The sequence below is a fragment of the Agromyces sp. NPDC058104 genome, assembly GCF_042884835.1.
In the GTDB taxonomy this organism is placed as follows: Bacteria; Actinomycetota; Actinomycetes; order Actinomycetales; family Microbacteriaceae; genus Agromyces.
This window is the reverse complement of the sequence record NZ_JBHVTD010000003.1, coordinates 694,375-720,187: the sequence shown is the minus strand read 5'-3', so window position 1 is coordinate 720,187 and position 25,813 is coordinate 694,375. Positions and strand designations below refer to the sequence as shown.

The window sequence follows — 25,813 nt, the reverse complement described above, 5'->3', positions numbered from 1 at the left end:
GCGACCACGCAGCCGACGGTCGCGACGCATCGGCGTCGGGCGCCCGTCGGCCTGGTCGTGGTCGTCGCGGTGCTCGCCGCGGGTGCGCTCGTGCCGATCGCCTACGTCGTCCAGGCCGCGTTCGCGATGGGCTGGGCCGAGCTCTCGGACCTCGTGTTCCGGCCCAAGGTCGGCGAGCTGCTCGTCAACACCGTGCTGCTCGTCGTCATCGGCGTGCCGGCGAGCGTCGTGCTCGGCGTCGGCGCGGCCTGGCTCGTCGAACGCACCGCACTGCCCGCGCGGCGCCTGTTCGCCGTCGGCTTCGTCGCCCCGCTCGCGATCCCGGCGTTCGTGGCGAGCTACGGCTGGGCGAGCGCGATCCCGTCGATCAGCGGACTCTGGGGCGGGGTGCTCGTCGCCGTGCTCGCCTACTTCCCGCTCGTCTACCTCCCCGCGCTCGCGGCGATCCGCGGGCTCGACCCCGCGCTCGAGGAGTCGGCGCGGGCGCTCGGCATGGGCTCGTGGGGCGTGTTCGCCCGCGTCGTGCTGCCGCAGCTGCGCCTCGCCGTGCTCGGCGGCGCGCTCGTCGTCGCGCTGCACCTCCTCGCCGAGTACGGCGCCTTCGCGTTCCTCCGATTCGACACCTTCACGACCGCGATCGTCGTCGCCTACCAGGCCACCTTCGCGGGGCCGAACGCGGCGGCGCTCGGCCTCGTGCTCGCGCTGCTCTGCCTCGGGCTCCTGGCGCTCGAGTCGCTCGCCCGGGGCAGCGGCCGAGCCAGGTACGCGCGGGTCGGCAGCGGTTCGCCGCACCCGCCCGCCCGACTCGGGCTCGGTCGGCTCGCTCCGCTGACGGTGCTCGCCGCCGCGGCCGTCGTCGTGGCCGCGACCGTGGTGCCGCTCACGAGCGTCGTGCGCTGGCTCTTCGCCGCCGACGCGTTCGACATCGCGGCCCTCGTGCCCGCCGCCGTGCAGACGCTCGTCCTGTCGATCGGCGGGGCGGCCTGCGCGATCCTCGTCGCGCTGCCCTTCGCCTGGCTCGCGGTGCGCTACCCGGGCCGGCTCTCGCGGCTGCTCGAGGGCGCCGCCTACCTCGCGAGCAGCCTGCCGGCGATCATCGTGGCCCTCGCCCTCGTCGCGACCACGCTCGCGTTCGCGCCGGGGCTCTACCAGACCGCGTTCACGGTGATCGTCGCCTACGTCGTGATCTTCCTGCCCCGTGCGCTCGTGCCGCTGCGGGCGGGCCTCTCGCAGGTGCCCGAGTCGCTCGAGGAGGCGGCGAGGTCGCTCGGCGTCGCGCCGTGGGCCGCCCGCCTGCGGGTCACCGCGCCGATGCTCCTGCCCGCCGTCGGCGCGGGCGGCGCGCTCGTCGCACTCGGTGCGGCGAACGAGCTGACCGCGACGCTGCTGCTCGCGCCGACGGGCACCCGCACCGTCGCGACGAGCTTCTGGTCCGCAGCGTCCTCGCTCGACTACCCGGCCGCCGCACCGTACGCCGTGCTGCTCGTGCTGCTCTCGGTGCCCGCGGTCGCCCTCATGTTCGCCCACGCCACCCGACGGAGCCTCCGATGACGCTGCGACTTCACCGCATCTCGAAATCCTTCGGCGGCACCGAGGTGCTGCAGGGCGTCTCGCTCGAGGTGCCTGACGGCACCCGGCTCGCGCTCGTCGGCTCCTCGGGCAGCGGCAAGAGCACGCTGCTTCGGCTCATCGCGGGCTTCGAGCGCCCCGACGCCGGCACGATCTCGCTCGACGGACGCGAGCTCGCGAGCCCGGCCGCGGCGATGCCCGCGCACCGCCGCGGCATCGGCTACGTCGCGCAGGACGGCGCCCTGTTCCCGCACCTCTCGGTCGCGCGCAACATCGCCTTCGCGCTGCCCCGGGGCGCGGGCAGGGCCGCCCGGGTCCGCGAGCTCATGGACCTCGCCTCGCTCGACCCGGCGCTCGCCGAGCGCATGCCGCACGAGCTCTCGGGCGGGCAGCAGCAGCGCGTCGCGCTCGCCCGTGCCCTCGCCCTGCGGCCGAGCGTGATCCTCCTCGACGAGCCGTTCAGCGCCCTCGACACGGGACTGCGCGCGCAGACGCGCCGGGCCGTGATCGACGTGCTCGAGCGCAGCGGCGTGACCGCCGTGCTCGTCACCCACGACCAGGACGAAGCGCTCTCGTTCGGCCAGCAGGTCGGCGTGCTCGCCGGCGGCCGGCTGGTGCAGGCCGGCGACCCGGCGGCGGTGTTCGACGCGCCGATCGACGCGGGCGTCGCCGAGTTCCTCGGCGACGTCGTCGTCGTGCCCGCGCGCTCGGCCGGCGCCGACCTCGCCGATTGCGCGTTCGGATGCCTCGTGGTGCGTCACGATCGCAGCGGCGGCGCCGAGCGCGTCTGCGCCATGCTGCGGCCCGAACAGCTGCGGCTCGACCCGGGCGCGGCCGACGGCAACGCGACCGTCGTGGGAGTGCGCCGCACCGGCGCCTCGGCCGAGCTGCGGCTCCGCCTCGGCGCCGCCGAGTTCCCGGTCGAGGTGACGCACCGCGTGCCGCTGCACGAGGCCGGGCGCTTCGAGCCCGGCTGCCCGGTGCAGGTCGCCGTCGACGGCGGCGTGGTGCTCTACCCCGAGGGCGATCAGCCGCCGATCGCGGCGACCGCCCCGGTCGATTGAGCGAGCGCTTCCGCCCGGGGGCACGGCTGCCGGGGGCGGGTCCGTTCGGTCGCCTCCGCCGATCGCACCAGCCGTGCCCGCTTGGCCGTCGCACGCGACGCGAGAGCGCCGCGCGCCCGAGCCGTCATTCGTGAGAGCCGCCCGCTCGCGAGGAGGTACGCGCGCCACGCGAGCACGCCGACCGCGAACGAGAGCAGCGTGCCGAGCCACGGCGCCGAGGCCTCGAACGGCGGGTAGACCTGCCAGTGGGTCAGGTAGACGAACATCGAGGCGCCCGCGAGCGTCGCGACGACGGGCACGACGAGCCGGGGCAGCCGGACCGCGGGGACCCAGACGAGCGCGAGCACCCCGGCCGCGACGATCGCCTCCCGGCCGGGTTCGCCGAAGAACCCGAAGGAGCTCACGATCGCGACGGCCGAGACGAGGAGCCGGCGCGCGGTGGTGTCGGCGCGGGCGACGAGCCAGCCGAGCGCGAGGAGCCAGATCACGACGGGCGCGCTGTACCGTTCGACGTGCTCGGCATGGGGGCCCGCGATCGCGAAGCGCGCGGCGAGGGCGAGCGCGAGCGCGGCGAGGGCGAACCCGAACGGAGCCCGCCGTTCGAGCCGGTCGATCGCCCGCACCGAGAAGAGCAGCGCGAGGCCGACGATGGTCCAGACCGCGGCCTCGAGGAACCAGAACTGCCACTGCTCGTTCCATCTGCCGTCGCTCGGCATGAGGTTGTTCACGAGCAGTGCGGTGGCGGGCCGGTACTGGCCGGTCACGAGGGCGACCGCGCCGATCCAGAGCACGGCGGGCACGGCGAGCTGCACGGCGCTGCGGGCGAGTCGGCGCACCCGGGTCGCGCCCGGCACCGCGGCCAGCTGGAACCGGGCGAGGTTGTAGCCCGCGACCGCGAGCAGCAGGTGCGCCCCGCCCTTCATCATGAAGAGGTCGGCGTGCGTGCCGACGATGAGCACGATCGCGGCGGCGCGCAGCACCGCCGGGGTCTCGAGACGCGCCGTCCACGGGCGGCGTCGCCGGCCGGCGGTGCCGGGGTCGGATGCCCGGGGCCCGGTCTCGGCGGAGGCGACGGGTGAGGCTCCCGGCCCGGCAGCGTCCGCGACTCCGTCGAGCGCCGCGCCGGCGCCGGGGGCGCGGTGCCGGCCCGCGTGGGCGCCGAGCTCGCGCGCGGTCAGTCGGGGCCATTCGCGGGGGAGGGCGCCGAGCAGCTCCTCGAGCCGCAAGGACACTTCGATGTAGCTGAGGGAGTCGCCGCCGAGCCCCGCGAACGAATCGTCGAGGCCCGCCTCGGGCCGGCCGAGCAGGGTGGCGAAGACCCGGCGCACCTGCTCGGGCGCATCGTCGACGTCGCCCGGGCCCCCGGATCCGCCGGCTTCGCCGAGCAGCCGATCGTGGTCGGCCGCGAAGCGCACGAGCGCTGCGGTGTCGGGCTTGCCGCTCGAGGTCCGGGGGAACTCGGCGACCGCGTAGCCCGCGACGACGTGCGGCGGCAGCCCCGTGAGCGTCGCCGCGCGTTCGCGGGCGCGGGCGACGGCGCGCTCGGAGGTCGCGAAGACGAGCAGGCGCTCGTCGTCGGTGGCGGCGCGCGCGGTGACGCCCTCCTCGGCGAGCAGCCGCTCGACGCGATCGAGGTCGATCCGGAGCCCGAACACCTTGGCGAAGCGGTTGGCGCGTCCGACGATCTCGAAGAGGCCGTCGTCGCGGCGGCGGGCGAGGTCTCCGGTGCGGAGCTCGTGCACCGTGCGGCCGAGGGCGAAGTCGGCGGGCGCCTCGGCGTAGCCGAGCATCACGTTCGGCCCCTCGTAGACGAGCTCGCCCGTGCCGTCGACCATGCCCGTGCGGCTGCCTTCGGCCGGCGCGCCGGCGCCGGCGCCGTCGTGCGAGGCGGGGTCCGAGCCATCCGACCCGTCGTCGGCCCCGCCGAGCGGGTCGATGCGAAGCCGCCCGCCGGGGATGGGCCGGCCGATCGCGCCGGCGGCGGTCGCCGCGAGCTCGGGCGGCAGGTAGGCCATGCGCGCGGTCGCCTCGGTCTGGCCGTACATGACGTAGAGCTCGAAGCCGCGGCGTTCGCCGAGCGCCGCGATGCGCCGCACGGCCTCGGGGGCGAGGCGTCCGCCCGCTTGGGTGAGATAGCGCAGGCTCGGCAGCTCGCGGTCGCCGAAGCCGCCGGCCTCGAGCAGCTCGAAGGTGTACGGCACGCCCGCGAACGAGGTGATCCGATGCTCGGACGCCTCCTGCCAGAAGTCCTCGTCGGTGACCGATCGCTCCGTGAGCAGGAGGCTCGCGCCCGACAGCAGGTGGCTGTTCACGACGGAGAGCCCGTAGCAGTACTGGAGGGGCAGGGTCGTGGCGGCGCGGTCGGCGGGGGAGAGCCGCAGGTACTCGGCGATCGCGGCGGCGTTCGAGCGCAGGTTGTCGGCAGAGAGGCGCACGAGCTTCGGCGAGCCCGTCGATCCCGAGGTGCTCGCGAGCAGCGCGAGCTCGGGGTGGAGCTCGTGCCGGGTGCCCGCGCGCCGCTCGTCGAGGGTCCACCGCGGGCCGTCGGCGTCGTGGGCGTCGGTCCGGGCGATCACGTCGGGGTCGAACCGCTCGACGAGGGCGGCGCGGTTGCGCCGGGCGGTGTCGTCGCCCTCGGGCGGGACGAACAGCACGGGGTGGCCGCCCTCGAGCGCGGCGAGGTACGTGACGACGGGCTCGAGCGCGTTGCCCGCCTCGGTCATGACGAGTCGGCGGGTCGTGCCGAGCTCGTCACGCCGCCGGGCGACGCGGTCGCGGAGCTCGGCGTAGTCGACGACGCGGCCCTGGGCGACGAGCGCCGGATCCCCTGCGCGACCGCCCAGCATCGACACGCCGACGGCGGGGGCGGTCAGGGGCATCGATCAGGGGCTTCCGGTGCGGAGGGGGAGTGCCGAGCGGCGGGGATGAGGTGAGCCTACCCTAACAATGCGGCGGAGCCGAACGACGGCGGCGGCGTCGGTGGCGCTGCGTACGCTGTGAGGACCGGGGGCGCCACCGTCTCCGCGGCCGCAGAGGGAGCCCGCCGTGAGTGCAGAGATCACCCCCTTCGTCGTCGCCGACCGCGCCGCCTGGCGCGCCTGGCTCGACGCGAACGAAGACGCCTCCGACGGGGTCTGGCTGCTGCTCGCGAAGAAGGGCACCACCGAGCCGACCTCGCTGAGCTACGCCGAGGCCCTCGACGAGGCGCTCTGCAGCGGCTGGATCGACGGGCAGAAGCGCAGCCACGACGCCGCGTGCTTCCTGCAGCGGTTCACGCCGCGCCGGCGCGCCTCGCTCTGGTCGCAGCGCAACATCGGGCTCGTCGCGGGCCTCGTCGGCGATGGCCGCATGCGGGCGCGCGGCCAGGCCGAGATCGACCGGGCCAAGGCCGACGGTCGGTGGCAGCGCGCCTACGCCGGCGCGTCCTCGGCGCAGGTGCCCGACGACCTGGCGGCCGCGCTGGCGGCGTCACCCGAGGCATCCGCGCTCTTCGACCGGCTGAACGCGACCAACCGCTACGCCGTGCTCCATCGCGTGACGACCGCGCCGAGCGCGACGAGCCGGGCGAACCGGCTCGCGAAGCTCGTCGGCGGCCTCGAGCGCGGCGAGACGCCGTACCCGCAGTGAGCGGGCGCGGCGCCTCGATCGCGCTCACGGCCTCCGCGCCGCGGTCGCGTTCGGGAGCGTCCGCGACACGGAAGCCGTGAGCACGCGTTCAGGAGGGCGCGTTCAAGAGAGCGCCACCGCCTTCGCCGCGCGCTCGCCCGAGGTGACGGCGCCGTTCAGGAATCCGTAGTATTCGACGCTCGTGTGCTCGCCGGCGAAGTGCACGTTGCCCTCGGGCGTCGCGCCGACGCCGAACAGCTGGGTGTACTGGCCGGGGCGCTGGCAGGTGTAGGCGCCCTTCGACCACCGGTTCGCCCACCAGAAGTCGCGGTACGCCTTGCCCGAGTAGGCCGCCGAGACGCCCGGAAAGATCGGTTCGAGCTGCGCCAGGTAGTTCTGCACCTGGGCCGCCGGGGCGGTGCCGAAGGGCACCCCCGACCACGCCTTCACCTGATCGCCCGACGGGAAGAAGTTGTAGACGCCGACCGGGAGCGGGTGCGAGGCGGTGTCGTCCCAGCCGCACTGGAACCCGGAGGGATTCGTGTAGGCCGCCCCGCCGAAGCCCTGCGAGACCCACGGCCGCTGGGAGACCTGCACGTGGATCTTCGCGTTCGCCCCGAGGCCGAGCTCGTCGATCGCCCGTCGCGTCAGGGCCGAGAATCCCGACTGGCTGAGGTCGCATTCGCGCAGCGTCGTGAACGGCAGGGCGAGGATGGCCCGGTCGACCGTCTTGTCGATCGTCTGGTTGCCGACCTTGAAGCTGAGTCGCACGGTGCCGTCGGCGTTGCGCTTCACGGCGACGAGCTCGTGGCCGTAACGCACCGTGTTCGCGGGCAGTTCGTCGATCATGCGCGTGACGAGCTGGTCGTTGCCGCCCCGCACGAGGTACTTCTCGTCGGCGCCGTTGATGGGCGAGAGACTGTTCTGCGAGTTCCAGCCGAGCAGGTACACGAGGTTGAGGGCCGATTGCTCGTGCGAATCGAGACCGTACTCGGCCATCACGTTCGACTGCATGAGCTTCGCGAACCGGCTCGACAGCCCGCCGGGCACCTTCGCCGCGAGCCACTCGTCGACCGTCATCTCGTCGAGCGCCACTCCGGCGGCGGTGTGCGCGTCGTAGGTCTGGCAGTAGGGGGCGGCGGCCAGGTCGGCCTTCATCGCCTGGTACACCTGGCCCCAGTCGGCGTTGGCATCGTCGTAGGGGTAGTCGGCGCCGTCGATGCGGTACTTGTCCTCCCAGCCCATGTAGCTGCCGCCCGACACGACGTCGAGGCTCAGGCCGAGGTTCGACGCCAGGTTGCGGATCGCGTTGTGGTCGGTGTTGATGAGCGCGCCGCCGTGCTCGACGACGATGCCGTCGTCGAAGAATCCGCGCAGGCTGTAGCAGCGCCCGCCGGCCCGCGAGCTGCCCTCGTAGACGGTCGAGGCGATGCCCTTGGTCCGCCAGAGCCAGTGCGCCGCGCGCGTGCCGGCGAGTCCGGCGCCGACGATCGCGACGCTCGGGGCGGGTGCGGGCTTCGCCGCGGCGGCCGCGGCCGGCATCGGCGCGGCCATCGCGAGCGCGGCGCCCGCACCGGCGATGCCGGCGACCCTGAGGGCGTCCCGCCGGCTCGGCTGCGCACGGTCGCGGTCGCGGTCGCGGTCGCGATCGCTCGAGCCGGATGCCTCGGCGCGGGCGTCGGCCGCCTCGCCGAGCACCTCGTCGACCGGCACACCGCGCCGCTCGGCCTCGCCGTGCGCGCGGAGGATCGATCCGATCCGAGTCGTGAGCGGCGTGGTGCCGCGTGGGGTCGCCTTCATGAAGAACCTCGCTGTCCGTATCGGTGGAGCGTTGCTGACATGGTGCAGGATCGATGCCGCGAACCTCGTCGCTCGCCATCGAGCAGACGATTCGTGATGCGAGCATCCGTGTGGCTGTTGAATTGTGAGAAGTTGCCTCAGATGATTGCGCATTCGACAAATCTTCGCAAGGATGACCGTCAGATCGACTCGAGAGCGAGTCGTGGTGCGCTCGACGGAGAGTCGCGAGTCCTCAGCGGCCGCCGGCGTGAGCCGTCCGGCGAGCGGCAGCGGCCTGCACGAGCCTGCGGCCCGATCCGTGCCCGACCGAGTGAGAGAGGATTCCCCATGACCCATCCGTCGACGGCACCGCCGACATCGCCGTACCGCCGCGATCGACCAGACGTCGGCGATCCGCGCTAGCCTCGACCCGTGAACGAGCTCGACGGCCTTGACCACCTCGACCGCCGCATCATCGCGGCCCTCCAGGTCGACGGCCGGCGCACGATCTCCAGTCTCGCCGCCGAGTTCGACGTACCGGCCTCGTCGGTGCGCTACCGCCTCAAGAAGCTGGAGGACGAAGGCGTCCTCCAGGTCGTCGGGATCGCCAACCCGCTGGCCATCGGCTTCGACCGGCTCGCCCTCATCGGGGTTCGCGTGCGCCCGGGCACGGCTCGGGCCGTCTGCACCTCGCTCGCGGCGCTGCCCGAGACGAGCTACGTGGTGATCACGAGCGGGAAGTTCGACGTGATGGTCGAGGTCATCTGCCGCGACGTCGCGCACATCGTGGATGTGCTCGAGAACAAGATCGGCGCCGTCGACGGCGTCGTGTCGACCGAGTCGTTCTTCGTGCTCGAAGTGCACAAGCTCGCCTACGGATGGGGCGTCCCCGAGGTCTCCAGCGCCGACTAGGCGACCGCTCCCCATCCCGACCCTCGCTCGCCGTCCGTTGGTGACGGTGATGCGAACCCTCGCGCATGCCGTCGTCCGGCATGCCGTCGCGCGACGGGCGCCCCGAACGCGCCGTCGCAGTCATCGAACATCCAAGCAATGAAGGAGTTGCACCAATGGACAACATCAGCCGCCGCGGCCTCCTGATGGGCGGGCTCGCCGCCGCAGGGGGACTCGCGGAATTCGCCGCATCCGGCCCGCCGATCGGCCCCGGCAACGGGCACGGCAACGGCACGCCCTCGCTGAGGCATCCGACCGGCGACAAGAAGAACTGGGACGTGATCGTCGTCGGAGCCGGGGCGGCGGGGATCGGTGCGGCCCGCCGCCTCACCGACCAGAATCCCGAGCTGCGGGTCGTGATCGTCGAGGCGCGGGATCGGATCGGCGGCCGCATGTACACGGACCGCACGTCGATGGGCATCCCGATCGAGCGCGGCTGCGAACTCGTGCACGGCGGCCCCTACGCGTCCACGTATCCCTGGATCGAGCAGGCCGGGTTCGACCTGCGGATGTTCCAGCACAACGTCATCCGCCTCGCCGACGCGCCGGCGTCGTCGGCGTCGTCGCAATGGCACCAGTGGGACTCCCCGACCTCGTGGCTCTTCCCGCTCGGCATCCCCGACGGCCTCCTCCAGCACGACCCGGCGGGGCAGAACGTGCCCCTGCCGGCAGCGCTGCCGGGTGAGCAGGCCGACGCGTACCTGCGGCGCCTCGGCGTGACCGCGACGAACACGCCGAGCGGCCTCATCTACGAGCTGACCGACGACAGCGAGCCCTTGTACAACACCGCAGCGACCCGCGCCGTCGCGCCGCTGAGGGACTGCATCCGGTACAGCCTGCACCCCGAGCAGGCGCCGGCTCCCGAGATCCTGGACCCGAGCGACCCCCGGTACGACGACGGCGACTACAAGATCATCGGCGGCTACGACCTGCTGCTGCGCTTCATCGCCGGCGACGTCCCGGTGATGCTGCGAACCGTGGTGCAGGAGGTCGACTACACGGCCAGCGGCGTCGAGCTGCGCACCTCGAAGGGCACCATGAGCGCGAAGCGGGTGGTGTTCGCCGTCCCGGCGGGCGTGATGAAGCGCCGCGACATCACCTTCGCCCCGGGGCTTCCCGCCGCGAAATGGGCCGCCTTCGACGCGTTCACGTACAGCAACATCTTCAAGTGCGTGCTCGAGTTCACGGACAGGGTCTTCACGCCGAACGGCACTGACAACTGGGGCTACGCCGAGTCGATGGACCGATTCCCGACGACGCTCTGGAACGCCTCCATCGCGTACCCCGGCTACACGGGGCAGGTCATCGTCGGGTGGGAGACGGGCGCCGCCGCGCGAGAGCTCCACACGCTCCCGCTCGAGCAGAAGTATCAGGCCGTCCTCGAGGTCGTGCGCAGCTCGGCGGGCGACCAGGGCTTGCAGTACCACAAGGCCGTGATGACCGACTGGGCCAACGAACCCTACTCGTGGGGGCCGTACGGCAGCGGCGGCAGCTCGGCCGACATGGCGGCGACGGTCGCCGGCGTCCTCTACTGGGCGGGCATGCGCACGAGCACCGTCTCCTCGTCGTACACCTCGGGCGTCACGCAGGCCGACCAGTTGCTCCGAGGACTCTAGCCGGGAGTCGAGGGGAACTCCGACAGGAGCGCCGCGCCCGAACGATTCGCGATGTTCGGGCGCGGCGCGTCGCCGCATGCGGCGACGGCGGTGCGACAGCTCGATGCGACGGGTCTGCGCCCGTGGCGTCCGCGACCCCCGACCGGGCCCGCGACCCCGCCCGGCATCCGACCCGGCCCGGCGGCGACCTGCGTCGCCTGTCGCGGGCGATGCGGCTCAGGCGCCTGTGCCGGCGTCCGCCGTGTCGAGGAGCCGGTTCGCGACGAGTTCGCCGACGAGCACCTCGGCGAGCAGCGCGACGTCGGGTTCGTCGTCGTGGCGATGGCGGACGACGACCTCGGCGCCGGGCAGTGCGGCGCCGACCGACACGAGGCGCGAGCCGCGCGAAGCCATCCAGTCGAGCGCCTGCGCGTCCCACGCCGATCCGGCGAACACGAGTGCGCGGTAGTCCTGGGTCTTCGTGAGATACACGTCGACGTGCGACCAGTCTCCGGTCTCGGAGGCGAAGGCGCCGACGCGCGGCACCTCGCGCAGCATGAGCGCCGACTGCTGCGAGCTCGAGAGCCGTTCCACCGGGGCGAGCGTCCACGTGCCCGACGGTCCGGCGAGGAGTCGCGTGACCGGGTCGAGCCAGTCGATCGAGGTGCGCAGGAGATCGTGCGCGGCCTCGGCGGCGCGGCGGAGGACTGCCGCGTCGAAGGGAGCGGAGACGTCATCGGATCGGATCGCGCGAAGCACCGCGTCGAGCACCGCGAAGGTCGCTCGGAAGGTGCGGCAGGCGATGCCGGAGGCCTCGACGCCCGCGATGAGCGGCACGACGACGTCGGCGCGCTCGCCGAGCGGCGAATCGGCCCTGTTCGTGATGGCGACGAGGCGACCGGTGCCGCGGTAGCGCTCGATGGCGCGCAGCACCTCGACGCTGCCGCCGGTCGCCGAGACGGCGACCACCACGAGGTCGGGCGACGGCGCCGGCAAGAGGGCGGCGCTCGCGAGCTCGACCACGACGTTGAGCCCGGCCGCCCGGTGGTGGCGTGCGACGACGTCGGCGGCGTAGCGACTCGAGCCCATGCCGAGCACGAGCACGCGCGGCACGGGGCCGAGCCCCATGCCGATCGCGGCGACGGCGTCGAGGCCGGGGAGGCCCGCATCGAGGGCATCGGCGAGGGTCGCGAGGGAGTCGGGGATCAGGTCGAGGTCGGCGCGAAAGGCGGCGGGGTCCACGGGGCCTCCGGGTGGTCGTCGGTCGGGCGGTGTCGGTGGGAGATGGCGGCATCGGGGGCGTATCGCCAGACCGGAAGGAACCGGTCGGCGTAGTGCAGCTCGGCCACGAGCTGCTCGGCGCGGAAGCCGGGCACGAGCGTCTCGTCGAACAGCTCGGGGCGCGAGAGCCCGGCGCGGTAGGCCGCGAGGAGTGCCGCCTGCGCCCGGTCGGACCACGCGAACGCGCGCCCGTCGGCGCGACCGAGGCGTCGCTGGGCGACGGCGGCGACGAGGTCGAGCGAGACCAGGAGGTGCGCCAGGTCGCGGGCCGCCGCATCGGCGCGCTCGCGGTCGCCGGACGAGAGCTGGGGATCGCCGTCGAAGTCGATGACGGTGTAGCGTCGCCCGTCGGCGCCGGGCGACGCGAGCACCTGGCCGAGGTGGAGGTCGCCGTGGATCGGGAACTCGAGGCCGGCCGCCGCACCCTCGAGCGAACGGATGTCGCTGGCGAGCGACTCGCGACGATTGTGCAGTCGCGCGCCGCCGGCCCCGTCGGCGGGGTCGGTCGCCGACAGTGCCCTCGCGAGCGCGTCCTCGGCTCGAGCGAGCCTGGCCGCAGGGGCGTCGTCGCCCGACGGCGTCGCGGTGCGCCCCAGCACGTCGTGGATTCGGGCGACCCTCGTGCCGAGCAGCGCCGGCCAGTCGGGCTCGGCACCCGTCGCGAGGTGTTCGACGACGTCGTCGACGGCCCAGGTCCAGCCGTCCTCGGCGCCGGGCAGATACTCGGTGACGATCGCGACGGTGGAGACGCCGAGGTCGGGATGCCGCCACCCCACCCGTCCGACGAGGCGGTCGACGTCGTCGCTGCCGGCGTCGGCGAGGCGCTCGAGCAGGGTCGCCGCACGGTCGGCCGCAGCCCAGCGGCCGACGATCTTCACGACGAGGCGCTCGTCGACGATGACCGAGACGTTGGTCTGGTCGACCGTGATCGCCCGCTCATGGGCGTCGGCCGCGACGGTCTCGCCGAGCACCGATCGGGCGAGGGCCCGGCCGAGGCCGTCGCCCGCGGCCGGGCGCCGTCCGTCGACGAGCACAGCGCCGGCGTCGTCGACGGAGAGCTCTCGTCCGTCGACGACCGGTCGTTCACCGCTCATCATCGAGTTCATTGAATACGGATTATAACTATTCGGCAACCCGCGCTCCAGTACTCTCTCGGGGGCATTGCCATTTCTTGACGACCGATGCAACAATCGCTCAACCTTGTTCACCGTTGCAGGAGGTTCCACATGCGCTCGACCCGCCGCATCGCCGCAGCCGCGGCCGGCACACTCGCGCTCGCTCTCGCCGCCACGTCGTGTTCGACCGGCGGCGGCGGCGGGGGAGAGGCACTCGACCCAGACGCCGACCTCAGCGAGCAGACGCTCACGGTCTCGGTCTGGGCCGATTACTACCCCGAGGATCTCGCGGAGCAGTTCGAGGAGGCGACCGGCGTCAAGACGACGATCGTGAACCACACCACGAATGAGGACATCGTCGCGAAGCTCACCGCGAGCGCCGACCCCGGCATCGACGTCGCGTTCGTCTCGGGCCAGTACGCGCAGGCGCTCGGTGAGCAGGGACTGCTGCAGGAGCTCGACAAGTCGCTCATCCCGAACGAGGAGAACCTCTACCCCGAGGCGCTCGAGCTCGACTACGACAAGGGCAACGTCTACTCCGAGCCCTACGCCTGGGGCACGACCGGCCTCTGCTACCGCCCCGACCTGACCGGCTTCGCGCCGACCTCGTGGAACGACCTCCTCGACCCGAAGCCCGAGCTCGCCGGAAAGACCACGATGCTCTCGACCGACCGCTGGCTCGCCATGCCCGCGCTCAAGGCCCAGGGGTACTCGCTCAACACGACCGACGACGCCGAGCTCGAGGAGGCGAAGGCCCAGCTCCTCGAGACGAAGCCGACGTTGCTCGCCTACGACGACACGACCTTCTACTCGAAGCTCGTCTCGGGCGAGGCCGCCCTCGTCGAGGCGTGGGACGGCTGGTGCAACTACGGCATCGCCGAGAACCCCGACATCGAGTTCGTGATCCCCGACGAGGGCGCCGACCTCTGGGTCGACACGATGACCGTCCTCAAGAGCTCGGAGAACATGGAGGCCGCGATGGCCTTCATCAACTACATCCTCGACCCCGAGGTGCAGACCTGGGTCGCCGAGAACATCCTCTACAAGGTGCCGAACCAGGCCGCGATGGAGGCCCTCGACCCCGCCCTCATCGAGCAGTACCCGACGCTCGGCATCACGGTCGACGAGCTGTTCGAGCAGGAGGTGATCGTCGACCTCGGCGAGGACTCGCTGAAGTACGTCGACCTCAACGCCGAAGTGCTCGCGACGAACTGACGCCGTGACCTCGACGCTCGACCCGACGACTCCCGCCCCGCGCGCCCGGCGCGCGGGGCGGGGGTTCGCCCCGGTCCCGTTCCTCGCACCAGGCACGATCTTCCTCATCGTCTTCATGGCGATCCCGGTCGGGCTGCTCGCCTTCTACAGCTTCTTCAAGCGCGGCCGCTTCGGCGGAATCGTCTTCGAGTTCACCCTCGACAACTGGGCGAAGCTCGCCGAACCCCTCTACCTCGGCGTCATCGGCCAGTCGGTGCTCGTCGCCCTCGTCGTGACGCTCCTCGCGCTCCTCCTCGGCTACCCGATGGCCTACGCGATCGCGGGTCTCTCGCCGAAGTGGCGCACGGTCGCGCTCGTCGCGATCGTGCTGCCGTTCTGGACGAACTTCCTCATCCGCACCTACGCCTGGATCCTGCTGCTCAACAATGCCGGCTGGGTCAACCAGTGGCTGCAGGGCCTCGGCGTCATCGACGACCCGATCTCGATGCTCTACACGCCGCAGGCCATCGTCGTCGGGCTGCTCTACATGTACCTGCCGCTCATGGTGCTGCCGCTCTACGCCTCGCTGCAGCAGCTCGACCCGTCGTTGCGCGAGGCCGCGACGAACCTCGGCGCGACGGGATGGCGTGCGTTCCGCACGGTGACACTGCCCCTCTCGCTGCCCGGGGCCCTCACGGGCTGCATCTTCGTCTTCGTGCCGGCGATGTCGAACTTCGTGATCCCAGAACTCATCGGCGGCGGCAAGACGATCATGGTCGGCAACCTCGTCCGCGACCAGTTCTTCGAGGCGCGGGACTGGCCCTTCGGGGCCACGCTCGCGCTCGTGCTCACGATCATGCTCGTGGTCGTGATCCTGGTGCAGACCGCCGTCTCGCGACGGCTGACCGAGGGGAGCCGACGTGGTTGACGTGCAGAACCCGCCCACGCGCGCGATGCGCGAGGCCGATCCGGCTGCGACGCCGCGCGCCGTGCGCAAGCCCCGCGGCATCCTCGTGCCGCTCTGGCTCGGCTACGCCTTCCTCTACCTGCCGATCCTCGTCGTCGTCGTGATGAGCTTCAACGACTCCGAGAACCTCTTCGTCTGGCGCGGCTTCTCGCTGCGCTGGTACCCCGAGCTCTTCGCCGACGAGGCGATCATGCAGGGGCTCGTCAACACGCTGATCGTCGCGGCGGGCGCGACGGCCATCGCGACGGTGCTCGGCACCCTGCTCGCCTACGGCATCCAGAAGTACACGCGCGGCGGACTCATCCGGGCGTTCGCGATCGCACCGGCGATCCTGCCCGACCTGTTGCTCGGCATCGGCCTGCTCACCTTCTTCTCGCTGCTGTCGATCACGCTCGGGCTGCACTCGGCGATCCTGGCGCACGCCGTCTTCGCGACGGCGTTCGTCACGGCCATCGTGCTCGCCCGCATGGCCGGGCTCGATCCGAGCCTCGAGGAGGCCTCGCGCGACCTCGGTGCCGGCCCCGTGCGCACGTTCATGCGGGTGACCCTGCCGCAGCTCGCGCCCGGCATCGTGGCGGGCGCGCTGCTCGCCTTCACCCTCTCGATCGACGAGTTCGTGATCGCGTTCTTCACGACCGCGCCCACCCAGCCGACCCTGCCGATCGTCATCTACTCGATGGTGCGCTTCGGGGTCACGCCCGAGGTGAACGCCCTCGCCAGCCTCCTCCTGCTCGTGAGCATCGTCACGGTGATCGCGGCGCAACGACTGACCCGACTGACAGGAACCACGAAGTGAGCACCGCACCCCTCCTCCACGTCGACGGCGTCCGCGCCGTCTACGGCGACACGGTCGCCCTGCACGACATCTCCCTCGACATCGCCCACAACGAGTTCTTCGCCCTGCTGGGCCCGTCGGGCTGCGGCAAGACGACCCTGCTGCGCTCGATCGCCGGATTCGAGTCCCCGGCCGCGGGGCGCATCGAGATCGACGGCGACGACCTGCTGCAGATGCCCCCGCACAAGCGGCCCGTCAACATGATGTTCCAGAGCTACGCGCTGTTCCCGCACCTCTCGGTCGAGAAGAACGTCGCATACGGGCTCGAGGCCGAGGGCATCGGCCGCAGCGAGATCGTGACGCGCGTCGCCGAGGTCATGGACGTCGTCGGCCTCGGCCACCTCGCCAAACGTCGACCGGGCCAGCTGTCGGGTGGCCAGCGCCAGCGCGTCGCGCTCGCCCGCGCGATCGTCAAGCGGCCGAAGCTGCTGCTGCTCGACGAGCCGCTCTCGGCCCTCGACCGCCAGGTGCGCGCCTCGATGCAGCTCGAACTGAAGCGGCTGCAGCACGAGGTCGGGCTCACCTTCGTCGTCGTCACGCACGACCAGGAGGAGGCGATGTCGATGGCCGACCGCATCGCAGTGCTGCGCGACGGCCGGCTGGAGCAGCTCGCGACCCCGCAGGAGCTCTACGCCGATCCCGCGTCGCGGTTCGTCGCGTCGTTCATCGGCTCGGCGAACCTGCTCGACGGGGTGGTGCGCGCCGGGCAGGTGGACGTGCCCGGCGTCGGCGCCGTCGAGGTCGCGTCGCACGGGTTCGCCGACGGGGCCGCCGCGACCGCGGTCGTACGCCCCGAAGAGGTCGAACTGACGGCCGACGTCGCTACCGCGACGCTGCGCGGCGAGGTCGTGGACACCTACTTCCTCGGCGGTGCGTCGACGCTGTCCGTCGTCGTGCCGGGGGTCGCGGCGCCGATCCTCGCCTCGGTCCACGGTGCGAGCGGGTTCGCCCGTGGCGACGCCGTCGGCGTGCGGTTCGGCCGCGCGGCCGTGGTCGCCCGCGGCGCAGCGGAGGCCGAGCAGCCCGCTGCCGGCGTCGATGCCGACACCGAGGCCGCCCGCCGCGACGCGAGCGGCGCAGGCGGAGCGGCCGGCCCCGGCCGGTCGGCTCAGGAGGAGGCGGAGGGGGTCAGCGCATGACCCGTCGCGAGCCTGGCGCTCGCGACGATGAGCTCGAGCGCCCCGTCGTGGTCGATCGTCGGGTGGCCGGCGATGATGCGGTACCCGTAGGCGTCCTCGAGGGCGACGAGGTTGCGTGCGATCACGAGCGACGGCTGCGCGAGCGTGAAGATGCCGCGGGCCGCACCCTGCTCGAGCACCACCTGGTACATGCCGACCTGGCGGTCGTAGAGCGTCGTGAGGAGCGAGGCCATCAGGGGGTTGCGGCCGGCCGAGCCGCCGAGCTCGCAGAGCAGGCGCACTTCGGTGTCGCCCGGGCCGCTCGGCAGACCCGACTCGGCCAGGGCCAGCAGACGCGCCACCGGGTCGTCGGGGAGCTGTTCGAGCATGCGCACGCGCGCCTCGTAGAAGCGCTCCATGCCGGCTCGGTTCGCCTCGAACATGAGCTCGTCGATGTCGGGGTAGTAGTAGAGCACCGCGCTCGACGTGAGCCCGGCCTCCTCGGCCACGCGGTTGAGCCGCGCGCCGTCGGGGCCGTGCGCCGCGATCGCCCGCTGGGCGGCGGCGACGAGCTGGCTGCGTCGCTCCTCTTGGCGTTTCGGTCGCGCCATCCGGGGTCCCCTCACTGACGAGTTCTCTGCATTCTTGGTAAATGATACGTCGAATCGACCTTATTTCACCGAATGCTTGACAACTCAGATTCTTTTCATCACCATTCAATAAATCGACGAAGGAGTCACCATGGGCGACGAGCGCCGCACGTTCCTCTTCATGCCCGAGAGCGCCTACGGGCCGACGAACAACTGCATCGGCATCGGCAATGCGCTGCTCCAGCGGGGGCATCGCGTGGTCTTCGCCGCCGAGCGGTCGTGGGAGGGCAAGCTCGCCGCGCTCGGCTTCGAGGAGGATCTCGTCGACCTGGCCCCCGCGCCCGAGGAGGAGGTCGAGCAGGACGCCGGCCAGTTCTGGAAGGACTACATCCGCGAGGTCTCTCCCGAGTTCCGCAAGACGACGGCGGAGCAGCTCGAGACGGTGACGCTGCCGATCTGGCAGGCGCTCGTCGACGGGGCGAAGTACTGCGAGCCGCAGCTCAAGGCGATCATCGACCGCGTGCGGCCCGACGTCATCATCGAGGACAACGTGCTCGCGTTCCCCGCGCTCGTCACCGCAGGGGTGCCGTTCGTGCGGATCGTCTCGTGCAACCCGCTCGAGGTGCCGGGCGAGCACATCGCGCCGGTGTTCTCGGGGCTCGGCAAGGACGAGCGCGATGCCTGGCCCGCCTTCCGGGCCGAGTACGAGCGCACCCACCGGAAGCTCTGGACCGAGTTCGACGCCTGGGTGCAGGAGCAGGGGGCACCCGCCCTGCCCGACCTCGAGTTCATCCACCGCGGTGACGAGAACCTCTACGTCTACCCCGAGGTGCTCGACTACCACGTCGAGCGCCCGCTCGACGAGGCCTGGCACCGGCTCGACTCCTCGGTGCGCGAGACCGAGCAGGCGCCCGCCGACCTGCCCGTCTCGTTCACCGACGGCACCCGCCCGCTCGTCTACTTCAGCCTCGGCTCGCTCGGCTCGGCCGACGTCGAGCTCATGCAGCGGGTCATCGCCGCGCTCGCCGACCAGCCGGTCAACGTCATCGTGTCGAAGGGGCCGCTGCACGACGAGTTCGAGCTCGCCGGCAACATGTGGGGCGCCGAGTTCCTCCCGCAGACGACGATCCTGCCGCTCGTCGACCTCGTCATCACCCACGGCGGCAACAACACGACGACCGAGGCACTGCACTTCGGCAAGCCCATGGTGCTGCTGCCGCTCTTCTGGGACCAGTACGACAACGCCCAACGGGTGCACGAGCAGGGCTACGGAGTCCGGCTCGACCCCTACCGCTTCACACCCGACGAGCTCGCGGGCGCCGTGGGCTCCCTGCTCGCCGATGCCGAGCTGCGCGAGCGCGTCGCCGCCGCGGGCGCCGACATCCGGTCGCGCGACGGCGTCTCGGCCGCGGCCGACGTGATCGAGCGCGTCGGCGCCCGGGAACGGGTGTGAGCGCCGCCGCGACGCAGGCCCGGTCCGCGATCGCCGAGGCGGCGCCGCGCCCCTACTGGACCGACCGCGGTCTCGACGAGGGCGCGCCCGCGCCCCGCCCGTCGCTCACCGAGCCGGTCGACGCCGACCTCGTCGTCATCGGCGGCGGCTTCACCGGACTCTGGACGGCATGGCGGTCGCTCGAGCGCGACCCCGGGGCATCCGTCGTGGTGCTCGAGGCCGAACGCGTCGCCCACGGCGCGACCGGTCGCAACGGCGGGTTCGTCTCGAGCTCGCTCACGCACGGGCTCACCCACGGCACCGCGATCTGGCCCGACCAGGTGGGAGCGCTCCACGAGGAGGGCGAGCGCAACCTCGCCGAGCTCGTCGCCACGATCGAGCTGGCGGGCATCGACTGCGGCCTGAGCCGCGCGGGCAAGACGACGATCGCCGTCGAGCCGTGGCAGCTCGACGGCCTGCGCGTGGCGCACGAGCTCGGTGCGCGGCACGGGGTCGCACTCGAGATGCTCGACCGGGATGAGATGCAGGCCGACGTGCACTCGCCGAGCTATCTCGGCGGCCTCCGCGATCGCACCGGCACGGTGCTCATCGACCCCGCGCGGCTCGCCTGGGGCATGGCCGCCGAGCTCGAGCGTCGCGGGGTGCGCATCTTCGAGGCATCCGCCGCGACCGGCGTCGACCGCCATGGCGAGGGCGTGCGCGTGCGGACCGCCCTCGGCCATGTCGACGCGCGGAACGCGGTCGTCGCGACTGCGGCCTACCCGTCGCCGTTGCGCCGGCTCGGCAACTACATCATGCCGCTCTACGACCACGTGCTCATGACCGAGCCGCTCGATGCCCGGCAGCGCGCCGCCGTCGGCTGGGCCGAGGGGCAGGGACTCACCGACGCGGGCAACCAGTTCCACTACTACCGGCCGACCGCCGACGGCCGCATCCTCTTCGGCGGATGGGACGCGGTGTACTACTTCGGCGGCCGGGTCGACGCGAGCCTCGAGCAGCGCGACGCCTCGCACGAGCTGCTCGCGCGGCACTTCTTCGAGACCTTCCCGCAGCTCGAGGGCCTCCGCTTCACGCACCGGTGGGCCGGCCCGATCGACTCGACGACGCGGTTCACCGCGGCGTACGGCACGGCCCGCGGCGGCAGGGTCGCCTACGCCGCCGGGCACACGGGGCTCGGCGTGGGCGCGTCGCGATTCTCGGCGGATGTCGCGCTCGACCTGCTGGCGGGCGAACCCAGCTCCCGGCTCCGCTACGACATCGTCCGGCGGCGGCCGTTCCCCATCCCGCCCGAGCCGTTGCGCAACCCGATCGTGCAGTTCACCCGGCGCTCCATCCTCGCGGCCGACGCGCACGCGGGCCGGCGCAACCTGTGGCTGCGCACCCTCGACCGCTTCGGCCTCGGATTCAACTCCTGACCACCGGGCCCTGCGCCCGCGACCGCTCTCGAAAGGAGCACCCATGACGACCGGCACCTTCATCGGGGAGTACCGCCCCGGCACCGGCGGCGACGCCGTCATCACCAACCCGGCGACCGAGCAGGAGGTCGCGTCGTTCACCGCCTCGGGCGTCGCCGACGTCGACGAGGCCGCCGCCGCGGCGCGGGCCGCGCAACCCGCCTGGGCGGCGAAGACGCCGGGGGAGCGCTCGCTCGCACTGCTCCGCCTCGCCGACGCGCTCGAGGCCGATGCCGAGCACCTCGCGAAGCTCGAGGTCGAGGACTCGGGCAAGCCGTGGACGACCGCGTTCGACGGCGAGCTGCCCTTCGGCATCGACAACCTGCGCTTCTTCGCGGGTGCGGCGCGCTCGCTCGACGGCACCGGCGCCGGATCGTTCTCGAACGGCTACACCTCGATCCTCACCCGGCGCCCGGTGGGCGTCGTCGCGGGCATCACGCCGTGGAACTTCCCGCTCATCATGGCGATCTGGAAGGCCGGCCCCGCGCTCGCCGCGGGCAACGCGGTGATCGTGAAGCCCGCTCCCGCGACCCCGCGCACGACCCTTCGCTTCGCGGAGCTCGCCCTCGAGGCCGGGCTGCCCGCCGGCATCTTCAACGTCGTCACGGGCGACGCCGAAGTGGGCCAGGCGCTCGTCACGCACCGCGAGGTCGACATGGTGAGCGTCACCGGCTCGACCCAGACGGGCAAGGCCGTCATGCGCGGCGCGGTCGACGGGGTGAAGCGCGTGCATCTCGAGCTCGGCGGCAAGGCGCCGGTCATCGTCTTCGCCGACGCCGACCTCGGCGCCATGGCGCAGGCCGTCACGATGGGGGCCACCTACAACTCGGGCCAGGACTGCACCGCGGCGACCCGGGTCTACCTCGAGAGATCGGTCTACGACGACGGCGTCGCGGCGCTGCGACAGGCCGTCTCGGGTGTCGTCGCGGGCGACCCGATGGACCCCGAGACGCACATCGGGCCGCTCGTGTCGCGGGCCCATCGCGAGCGGGTCGAGGGCTTCGTCTCGCGCGCCGTCGCCGAGGGCGCCGAGGCGCTCGTCGGCGGCCGCTCGCTCGACGGCATCGGCTCGTACTTCGCGCCGACCCTGCTCGTCGGGGCCGCGCAGTCGTCGGAGATCGTGCAGGGCGAGGTCTTCGGCCCGGTGCTCGTCGTGCTGCCCTTCGACGGCGAGGCCGAGGGCATCGCGCTCGCGAACGACAGCGCCTACGGGCTCGCCTCCTCGGTCTGGACCAGCGACGTCGGCCGCGCGCTGCGGGTCAGCCAGTCGCTCGACGTGGGCGTGACCTGGGTGAACGACCACCTGCCGATCGCCTCGGAGGCGCCGCACGGCGGCGTCAAGGGCTCGGGCTTCGGCAAGGACATGTCGATCGAGCCGCTGCTCGACTACTCGGTGACGCGCCACCTGATGATCCGGCACGCCCCGCCGCCCGAGACGACCGGGTTCCGGCCTGCATGAGCGGGCGGGGAGGCACGACGCCGGCCGCGCGGGCCGGCACCACGAGCAGAGCGACGACGATGACGGAGACGACGATGACGGACAGCATGGCGGCGCCCGCGGACGGGCGCATCACGAAGGCGGTCATTCCTGCGGCGGGGTTGGGGACGCGGTTCCTGCCGGCGACGAAGGCGATGCCGAAGGAGATGCTGCCGGTGGTCGACAAGCCGGCGATCCAGTACGTGGTCGAGGAGGCGGTGAATGCGGGCCTGACGGACGTGTTGATGATCACGGGTCGGAACAAGAACGCGTTGGAGAATCACTTCGACCGGGTGGCCGAGTTGGAGGCGACCCTGGAGCGGAAGGGCGATACGGCCAAGCTCGAGAAGGTGAACGAGTCGACCGAGCTGGCCGATATGCATTACGTGCGGCAGGGCGACCCGTTGGGGCTCGGGCATGCGGTGCATCGGGCGCACATGCATGTGGGTGATGAGCCGTTCGCGGTGCTGCTGGGTGATGACATCATCGACGCGCGGGACGAGTTGCTGACGCGGATGCTGGACGAGCAGCAGAAGCGGGATGCGTCGATCGTGGCGTTGTTGGAGGTGGATCCGGATCAGATCCACTTGTACGGGGCGGCGCAGGTCGAGGCGACGGAGGATCCGGATGTGGTGCGGATCACGGGTCTGGTGGAGAAGCCCGCGAAGGAGGTCGCGCCGTCGAACTATGCGGTGATCGGCCGGTATGTGCTGAAGCCGGAGGTGTTCGACGTGCTGGCGGAGACGGCGCCGGGCAAGGGCGGTGAGATCCAGTTGACCGACGCGTTGATGACGATGGCGGAGGACGTGGCGGGCACGGGCGGGGTGTACGGGGTCGTGTTCCGGGGTCGCCGGTACGACACGGGCGACAAGCTGGACTACATCAAGGCCGTGATCCAGCTCGCGGTCGATCGCGACGACCTCGGTGCGGAGCTGAAGAGCTGGCTCGTCGACTACACCGCACGCATCTGAGCTCCGCCGTCAGTCGCCGCCGCCTGCCGCGGCCATCGGGTCGGGGATCTCCTCGGGCTTGTACTTCGGCAGGCGCGACGCCGGCAGCGCCGCGAGCGCGCTGAGTCCTGCGAGCACGAGGAACCCGAGGCGCAGGGTGTTCAGCCGCTCCTCCTCGTTGATGGCGACGGCGGCGTCGACCTGCTCGGGGGTCGCGCTCGTCGCCTCGAACGTCGCGCGCAGCTCGTCGTTGCTCACGAAGTTCACCTGGCCGAGACCGACCTCGGCCTTCAGCTCCTCGGGGATCTCGGGGTGCTCGGCCGCAGCCTGCGTGAAGTTGAGCGTGAGCATCGTGACGAGCAGGGCCCCCATGAGCGCGGTGCCCACGGCGCTCGCGAGGTTCTGGGTCGTGCCGCGGATCGAGCCGACGTCGCCCGCGAGCTCCTTGGGCGCCGCCGTCACGAGCACGTTGAACACGAGCGTCACGAGCGCACCCTGGCCGATGCCGAAGACGATGAGCCCCAGGATCGTCGGCACCGTCTCCCAGTTGTTCGTGACGACGAATGCGAGCCAGAGGAGCGCGGCGGTCGTGAGGCCGAACGCGAACAGGGCGATCGTGCGCGGGCTGTGGCGACGGTAGAAGCGCACGATGAGCGTCGCGGTGACGAACACCGTCAGGTTGAACGGCATCATCGCGAGCGAGGTGTCGAACGGGGTGCGCCCCTGCACGACCTGGATGTAGGTCGGCACGGTGAAGTTCACGGCGGCCTCCATCGCCACGATGATGAACATCGCGTACACCGCCGCCCGCTCGGTCGGCTCGCTGAGCACCCCGAGGTCGACGAGCGGCACGCGGCCGAGCCGCATTCGGCGCTTCGTCCACATGAAGAAGCCCTGGCCGAGGATCAGGCCGGCGACGACGAAGACGGGTGCGGGGGAGAGGCCGAGCACGGAGAACGGGGCGCCCGGCTCGGCGAGCAGGATGCCCCAGGCGTTGAGGTTGTTGAAGCCGAGCGTGAGGAGCACGATCGCGGCGCCGATGAGGGCCGACGCGACGAGGTCGATGCGGATGCCCTTGTCGCCCCGGTCGCCGCGCAGCCGGAAGCTCAGGGCGAACACCGCGACGGCGAGGCCGAGGGTGATGAAGAAGACGGGGCGCCACCCGACGAGCGTGCCGAGCGTGCCGCCGATGAGGAAGGCGCTGATGCCGGAGAACGCCCGGGCGGAGCCGAGCGAGCCGACCGCGGTCGCCTGCTGGTCCCCGCGGTAGTTCTCGGCGATGAGGGCGACGAGTGCGGGCACGATGATCGCGGCGGATGCCCCGGCGAGCACCTGGCCGGCGATCGCCCAGCCGATCGTGGGCGACAGGATCATCATGAGCGACGAGACCGCGAAGACGGCGACCACGACGCGGAAGATGAGGACCCAGCCGATGCGCTGGCCGAGCTTCGCGCCCGTCATCACGAGCGCGGCGACCGCGAGGCCGTAGACGACGATCGTCGTCGACGCGACGGTCGGCGGCACGCCGAAGTCCTCGACCATGCCGCCGAGCGAGATCGGCAGCGCGGCGACGTTGAACGACATGAGCACCTGGGCGAGGAAGAGCCCGACCATGGGCGCCCAGGATCGGCGTTCCCGGGTCGGAGCGGGGGCGATGGTCTCGGTCATCGTGTCGTTCCTCCGATCGGGCCGGCTGCGCCGGCCGGTGCCGGACCCGCGGGGTCCGAGGCGAACAGGTTGAGTCCGAGCGAGCGCGAGAGATGGGCGCACGCCCGTTGCCCGCGGACGCTGTTGCCCGCGGGGTCGAGCCGCGGCGAGAACGTGCCGATCGCGCCCTTGCCGGGCGCGACCGCGACGAGGCCGCCGGCGACGCCCGACTTCGCGGGCATCCCGATCTCGAAGAGCCACTCGCCGGAACGCTCGTACAGTCCGCACGAGGCGAGCAGGGCGAGCGTGTCGCGGCACGCCTCGGCGGAGACGACGCGTTCTCCCGTCACGGGGTTCACCCCGCCGTCGGCGAGGGTCGCACCCATGATCGCGAGGTCGACGGCCGTCACCGAGAGCGAGCACTGCCGGGTGTACACGTCGACGGTCTCGTCGGGGTCGACGTCGAGACGCCCGTAGCTCTGCAGCAGGCGGGCGAGCGCGCGGTTGCGATGGTTCGTGAGCGACTCGGAGCGATGCACCACGTCGTCGAGGTCGAGCGGCCGGCCCGCGAAGCGGGACAGCCCGTCCCGGATGCGCCGCCAGCGGTCCTCGGCGTCGGCGGCGGGGACGAGGGCGGTCGTCGCGATCGCCCCGGCGTTCACCATGGAGTTCATGGGGCTGCCGTCGTTGAGCTCGAGCGCGATGACCGAGTTGAACGGGAGGCCGGTGTTGTTGACGCCGACCCGTTCGTGCACGAGTTCGTGGCCGAGCTCGTCGCAGACGAGCGCGAACACGAACGCCTTCGAGATCGACTGGATCGAGAACGCCACGTCGGCGTCGCCCGCGGTGTGCGCACGGCCGTCGACCCCGACCAGGGCGAGCCCGAACCAGGCCGGATCGGCCTCGGCGAGCTCGGGGATGTAGTCGGCGACGTCGCCCTCGTCGAGCGGCGCGTACCGCGCGTGCGCGGCGGCGACGAGCTCGTCGACCCGCGGCGCGGGCGGCAGCGAGCCGGTCGAGCTCCGCTGGGCGACATCGGCGGCATCGGTCTCGAACATGTGCTCACTCTGCCCCTTCGCGCCGCCGAGAGCACGGAGCCGCACCCGCACGGCGCGAATTCCCGGCGGTGGTCGGCCTCGGCGGGCGTGCTCGGCCGGGCTCGCCGGAG

Annotated in this window: 19 protein-coding genes and 2 pseudogenes; 14 read left to right on the top strand and 7 right to left on the bottom strand. The window is 72.1% G+C overall.

Going from position 1 to position 25,813, the window contains the following annotated elements; translation table 11 throughout:
• The first annotated feature begins 57 nt into the window (after positions 1-57).
• On the top strand, positions 58-1,551 hold the full coding sequence (locus ACFVTH_RS17200; RefSeq protein WP_387093481.1) for an ABC transporter permease: 1,494 nt from the start codon (positions 58-60) through the stop codon (positions 1,549-1,551).
• Positions 1,548-2,633, top strand: a complete 1,086-nt coding sequence (locus tag ACFVTH_RS17195) for an ABC transporter ATP-binding protein (RefSeq protein WP_387093477.1) — start codon at positions 1,548-1,550, stop codon at positions 2,631-2,633. Before ACFVTH_RS17200 ends, ACFVTH_RS17195 begins: the two co-directional genes overlap by 4 nt.
• Here the strand turns inward: ACFVTH_RS17195 and ACFVTH_RS17190 are convergent.
• A complete protein-coding gene (locus tag ACFVTH_RS17190) occupies positions 2,597-5,512 on the bottom strand; it encodes an AMP-binding protein (RefSeq protein WP_387093475.1) in 2,916 nt (971 codons plus the stop codon). The genes ACFVTH_RS17195 and ACFVTH_RS17190 overlap by 37 nt on opposite strands.
• A gap of 166 nt (positions 5,513-5,678) precedes the next feature.
• Between ACFVTH_RS17190 and ACFVTH_RS17185 the strand changes: the two genes are divergently transcribed.
• Entirely contained in the window at positions 5,679-6,260 is a 582-nt protein-coding gene (locus ACFVTH_RS17185) for a YdeI family protein (RefSeq protein ID WP_387093472.1), read from the top strand.
• Positions 6,261-6,362: 102 nt separating this feature from the next.
• Here the strand turns inward: ACFVTH_RS17185 and ACFVTH_RS17180 are convergent, their stop codons facing one another.
• Positions 6,363-8,039 carry a flavin monoamine oxidase family protein gene (locus tag ACFVTH_RS17180; RefSeq protein ID WP_387093470.1) on the bottom strand — a complete coding sequence of 559 codons (1,677 nt, stop codon included), beginning with the start codon at positions 8,037-8,039 and terminating at the stop codon, positions 6,363-6,365.
• A 411-nt stretch (positions 8,040-8,450) separates the two neighbouring features.
• Between ACFVTH_RS17180 and ACFVTH_RS17175 the strand changes: the two genes are divergently transcribed.
• The 3 genes and pseudogenes from ACFVTH_RS17175 to ACFVTH_RS17165 form a co-directional block, all read left to right on the top strand.
• The gene (locus ACFVTH_RS17175) at positions 8,451-8,930 is read left to right on the top strand and encodes an Lrp/AsnC family transcriptional regulator (protein ID WP_387093467.1); all 480 of its coding nucleotides are present in this window, start codon (positions 8,451-8,453) and stop codon (positions 8,928-8,930) included.
• Positions 8,931-8,995: 65 nt separating this feature from the next.
• Positions 8,996-9,469: pseudogene (locus ACFVTH_RS17170) on the top strand (FAD-dependent oxidoreductase); the annotation flags it as partial.
• Positions 9,470-9,787: 318 nt separating this feature from the next.
• Positions 9,788-10,585, top strand: a pseudogene (locus tag ACFVTH_RS17165) (flavin monoamine oxidase family protein); the annotation flags it as partial.
• A gap of 216 nt (positions 10,586-10,801) precedes the next feature.
• Here the strand turns inward: ACFVTH_RS17165 and ACFVTH_RS17160 are convergent.
• Both ACFVTH_RS17160 and ACFVTH_RS17155 read right to left on the bottom strand, forming a co-directional pair.
• A complete protein-coding gene (locus ACFVTH_RS17160) occupies positions 10,802-11,806 on the bottom strand; it encodes an SIS domain-containing protein (RefSeq protein ID WP_387093464.1) in 1,005 nt (334 codons plus the stop codon).
• A complete protein-coding gene (locus ACFVTH_RS17155; RefSeq protein WP_387093461.1) occupies positions 11,770-12,939 on the bottom strand; it encodes a hypothetical protein in 1,170 nt (389 codons plus the stop codon). The genes ACFVTH_RS17160 and ACFVTH_RS17155 overlap by 37 nt, the downstream gene beginning before the upstream one ends.
• A gap of 132 nt (positions 12,940-13,071) precedes the next feature.
• Here ACFVTH_RS17155 and ACFVTH_RS17150 point away from each other — a divergent pair, with 132 nt between their 5' ends.
• From ACFVTH_RS17150 to ACFVTH_RS17135, 4 genes are read left to right on the top strand one after another with little or no spacing between them, the layout of a single operon-like run.
• On the top strand, positions 13,072-14,175 hold the full coding sequence (locus tag ACFVTH_RS17150; protein ID WP_387093458.1) for a spermidine/putrescine ABC transporter substrate-binding protein: 1,104 nt from the start codon (positions 13,072-13,074) through the stop codon (positions 14,173-14,175).
• Between the two features lie 4 nt (positions 14,176-14,179).
• Complete coding sequence (locus tag ACFVTH_RS17145; protein ID WP_387093455.1) at positions 14,180-15,082, top strand: ABC transporter permease; 903 nt, start codon at positions 14,180-14,182, stop codon at positions 15,080-15,082.
• On the top strand, positions 15,075-15,917 hold the full coding sequence (locus ACFVTH_RS17140; protein WP_387093452.1) for an ABC transporter permease: 843 nt from the start codon (positions 15,075-15,077) through the stop codon (positions 15,915-15,917). Before ACFVTH_RS17145 ends, ACFVTH_RS17140 begins: the two co-directional genes overlap by 8 nt.
• Positions 15,914-17,095, top strand: a complete 1,182-nt coding sequence (locus ACFVTH_RS17135; RefSeq protein WP_387093449.1) for an ABC transporter ATP-binding protein — start codon at positions 15,914-15,916, stop codon at positions 17,093-17,095. Before ACFVTH_RS17140 ends, ACFVTH_RS17135 begins: the two co-directional genes overlap by 4 nt.
• On the opposite strand, the gene ACFVTH_RS17130 is transcribed toward ACFVTH_RS17135, so the two are convergent.
• Entirely contained in the window at positions 17,065-17,685 is a 621-nt protein-coding gene (locus ACFVTH_RS17130; RefSeq protein ID WP_387093446.1) for a TetR/AcrR family transcriptional regulator, read from the bottom strand. The genes ACFVTH_RS17135 and ACFVTH_RS17130 overlap by 31 nt on opposite strands.
• A gap of 130 nt (positions 17,686-17,815) precedes the next feature.
• Here ACFVTH_RS17130 and ACFVTH_RS17125 point away from each other — a divergent pair, with 130 nt between their 5' ends.
• From ACFVTH_RS17125 to galU, 4 genes are all read left to right on the top strand, one after another.
• Positions 17,816-19,117 (top strand): glycosyltransferase, encoded by a 1,302-nt coding sequence (locus ACFVTH_RS17125; RefSeq protein ID WP_387093444.1) that lies wholly within the window; start codon positions 17,816-17,818, stop codon positions 19,115-19,117.
• Positions 19,114-20,532, top strand: coding sequence for an NAD(P)/FAD-dependent oxidoreductase (locus tag ACFVTH_RS17120; protein WP_387093441.1), 1,419 nt, complete (start codon positions 19,114-19,116; stop codon positions 20,530-20,532). The genes ACFVTH_RS17125 and ACFVTH_RS17120 overlap by 4 nt, the downstream gene beginning before the upstream one ends.
• Positions 20,533-20,575: 43 nt before the next feature.
• On the top strand, positions 20,576-22,030 hold the full coding sequence (locus tag ACFVTH_RS17115) for an aminobutyraldehyde dehydrogenase (protein ID WP_387093438.1): 1,455 nt from the start codon (positions 20,576-20,578) through the stop codon (positions 22,028-22,030).
• A gap of 86 nt (positions 22,031-22,116) precedes the next feature.
• A complete protein-coding gene (galU, locus tag ACFVTH_RS17110; protein ID WP_387093679.1) occupies positions 22,117-23,019 on the top strand; it encodes a UTP--glucose-1-phosphate uridylyltransferase GalU in 903 nt (300 codons plus the stop codon).
• Between the two features lie 9 nt (positions 23,020-23,028).
• Here the strand turns inward: galU and ACFVTH_RS17105 are convergent, their stop codons facing one another.
• Positions 23,029-24,666, bottom strand: coding sequence for an MFS transporter (locus ACFVTH_RS17105; protein WP_387093436.1), 1,638 nt, complete (start codon positions 24,664-24,666; stop codon positions 23,029-23,031).
• Positions 24,663-25,703 (bottom strand): glutaminase A, encoded by a 1,041-nt coding sequence (gene glsA / locus ACFVTH_RS17100; protein WP_387093432.1) that lies wholly within the window; start codon positions 25,701-25,703, stop codon positions 24,663-24,665. The genes ACFVTH_RS17105 and glsA overlap by 4 nt, the downstream gene beginning before the upstream one ends.
• Between the last annotated feature and the right edge of the window lie 110 nt (positions 25,704-25,813).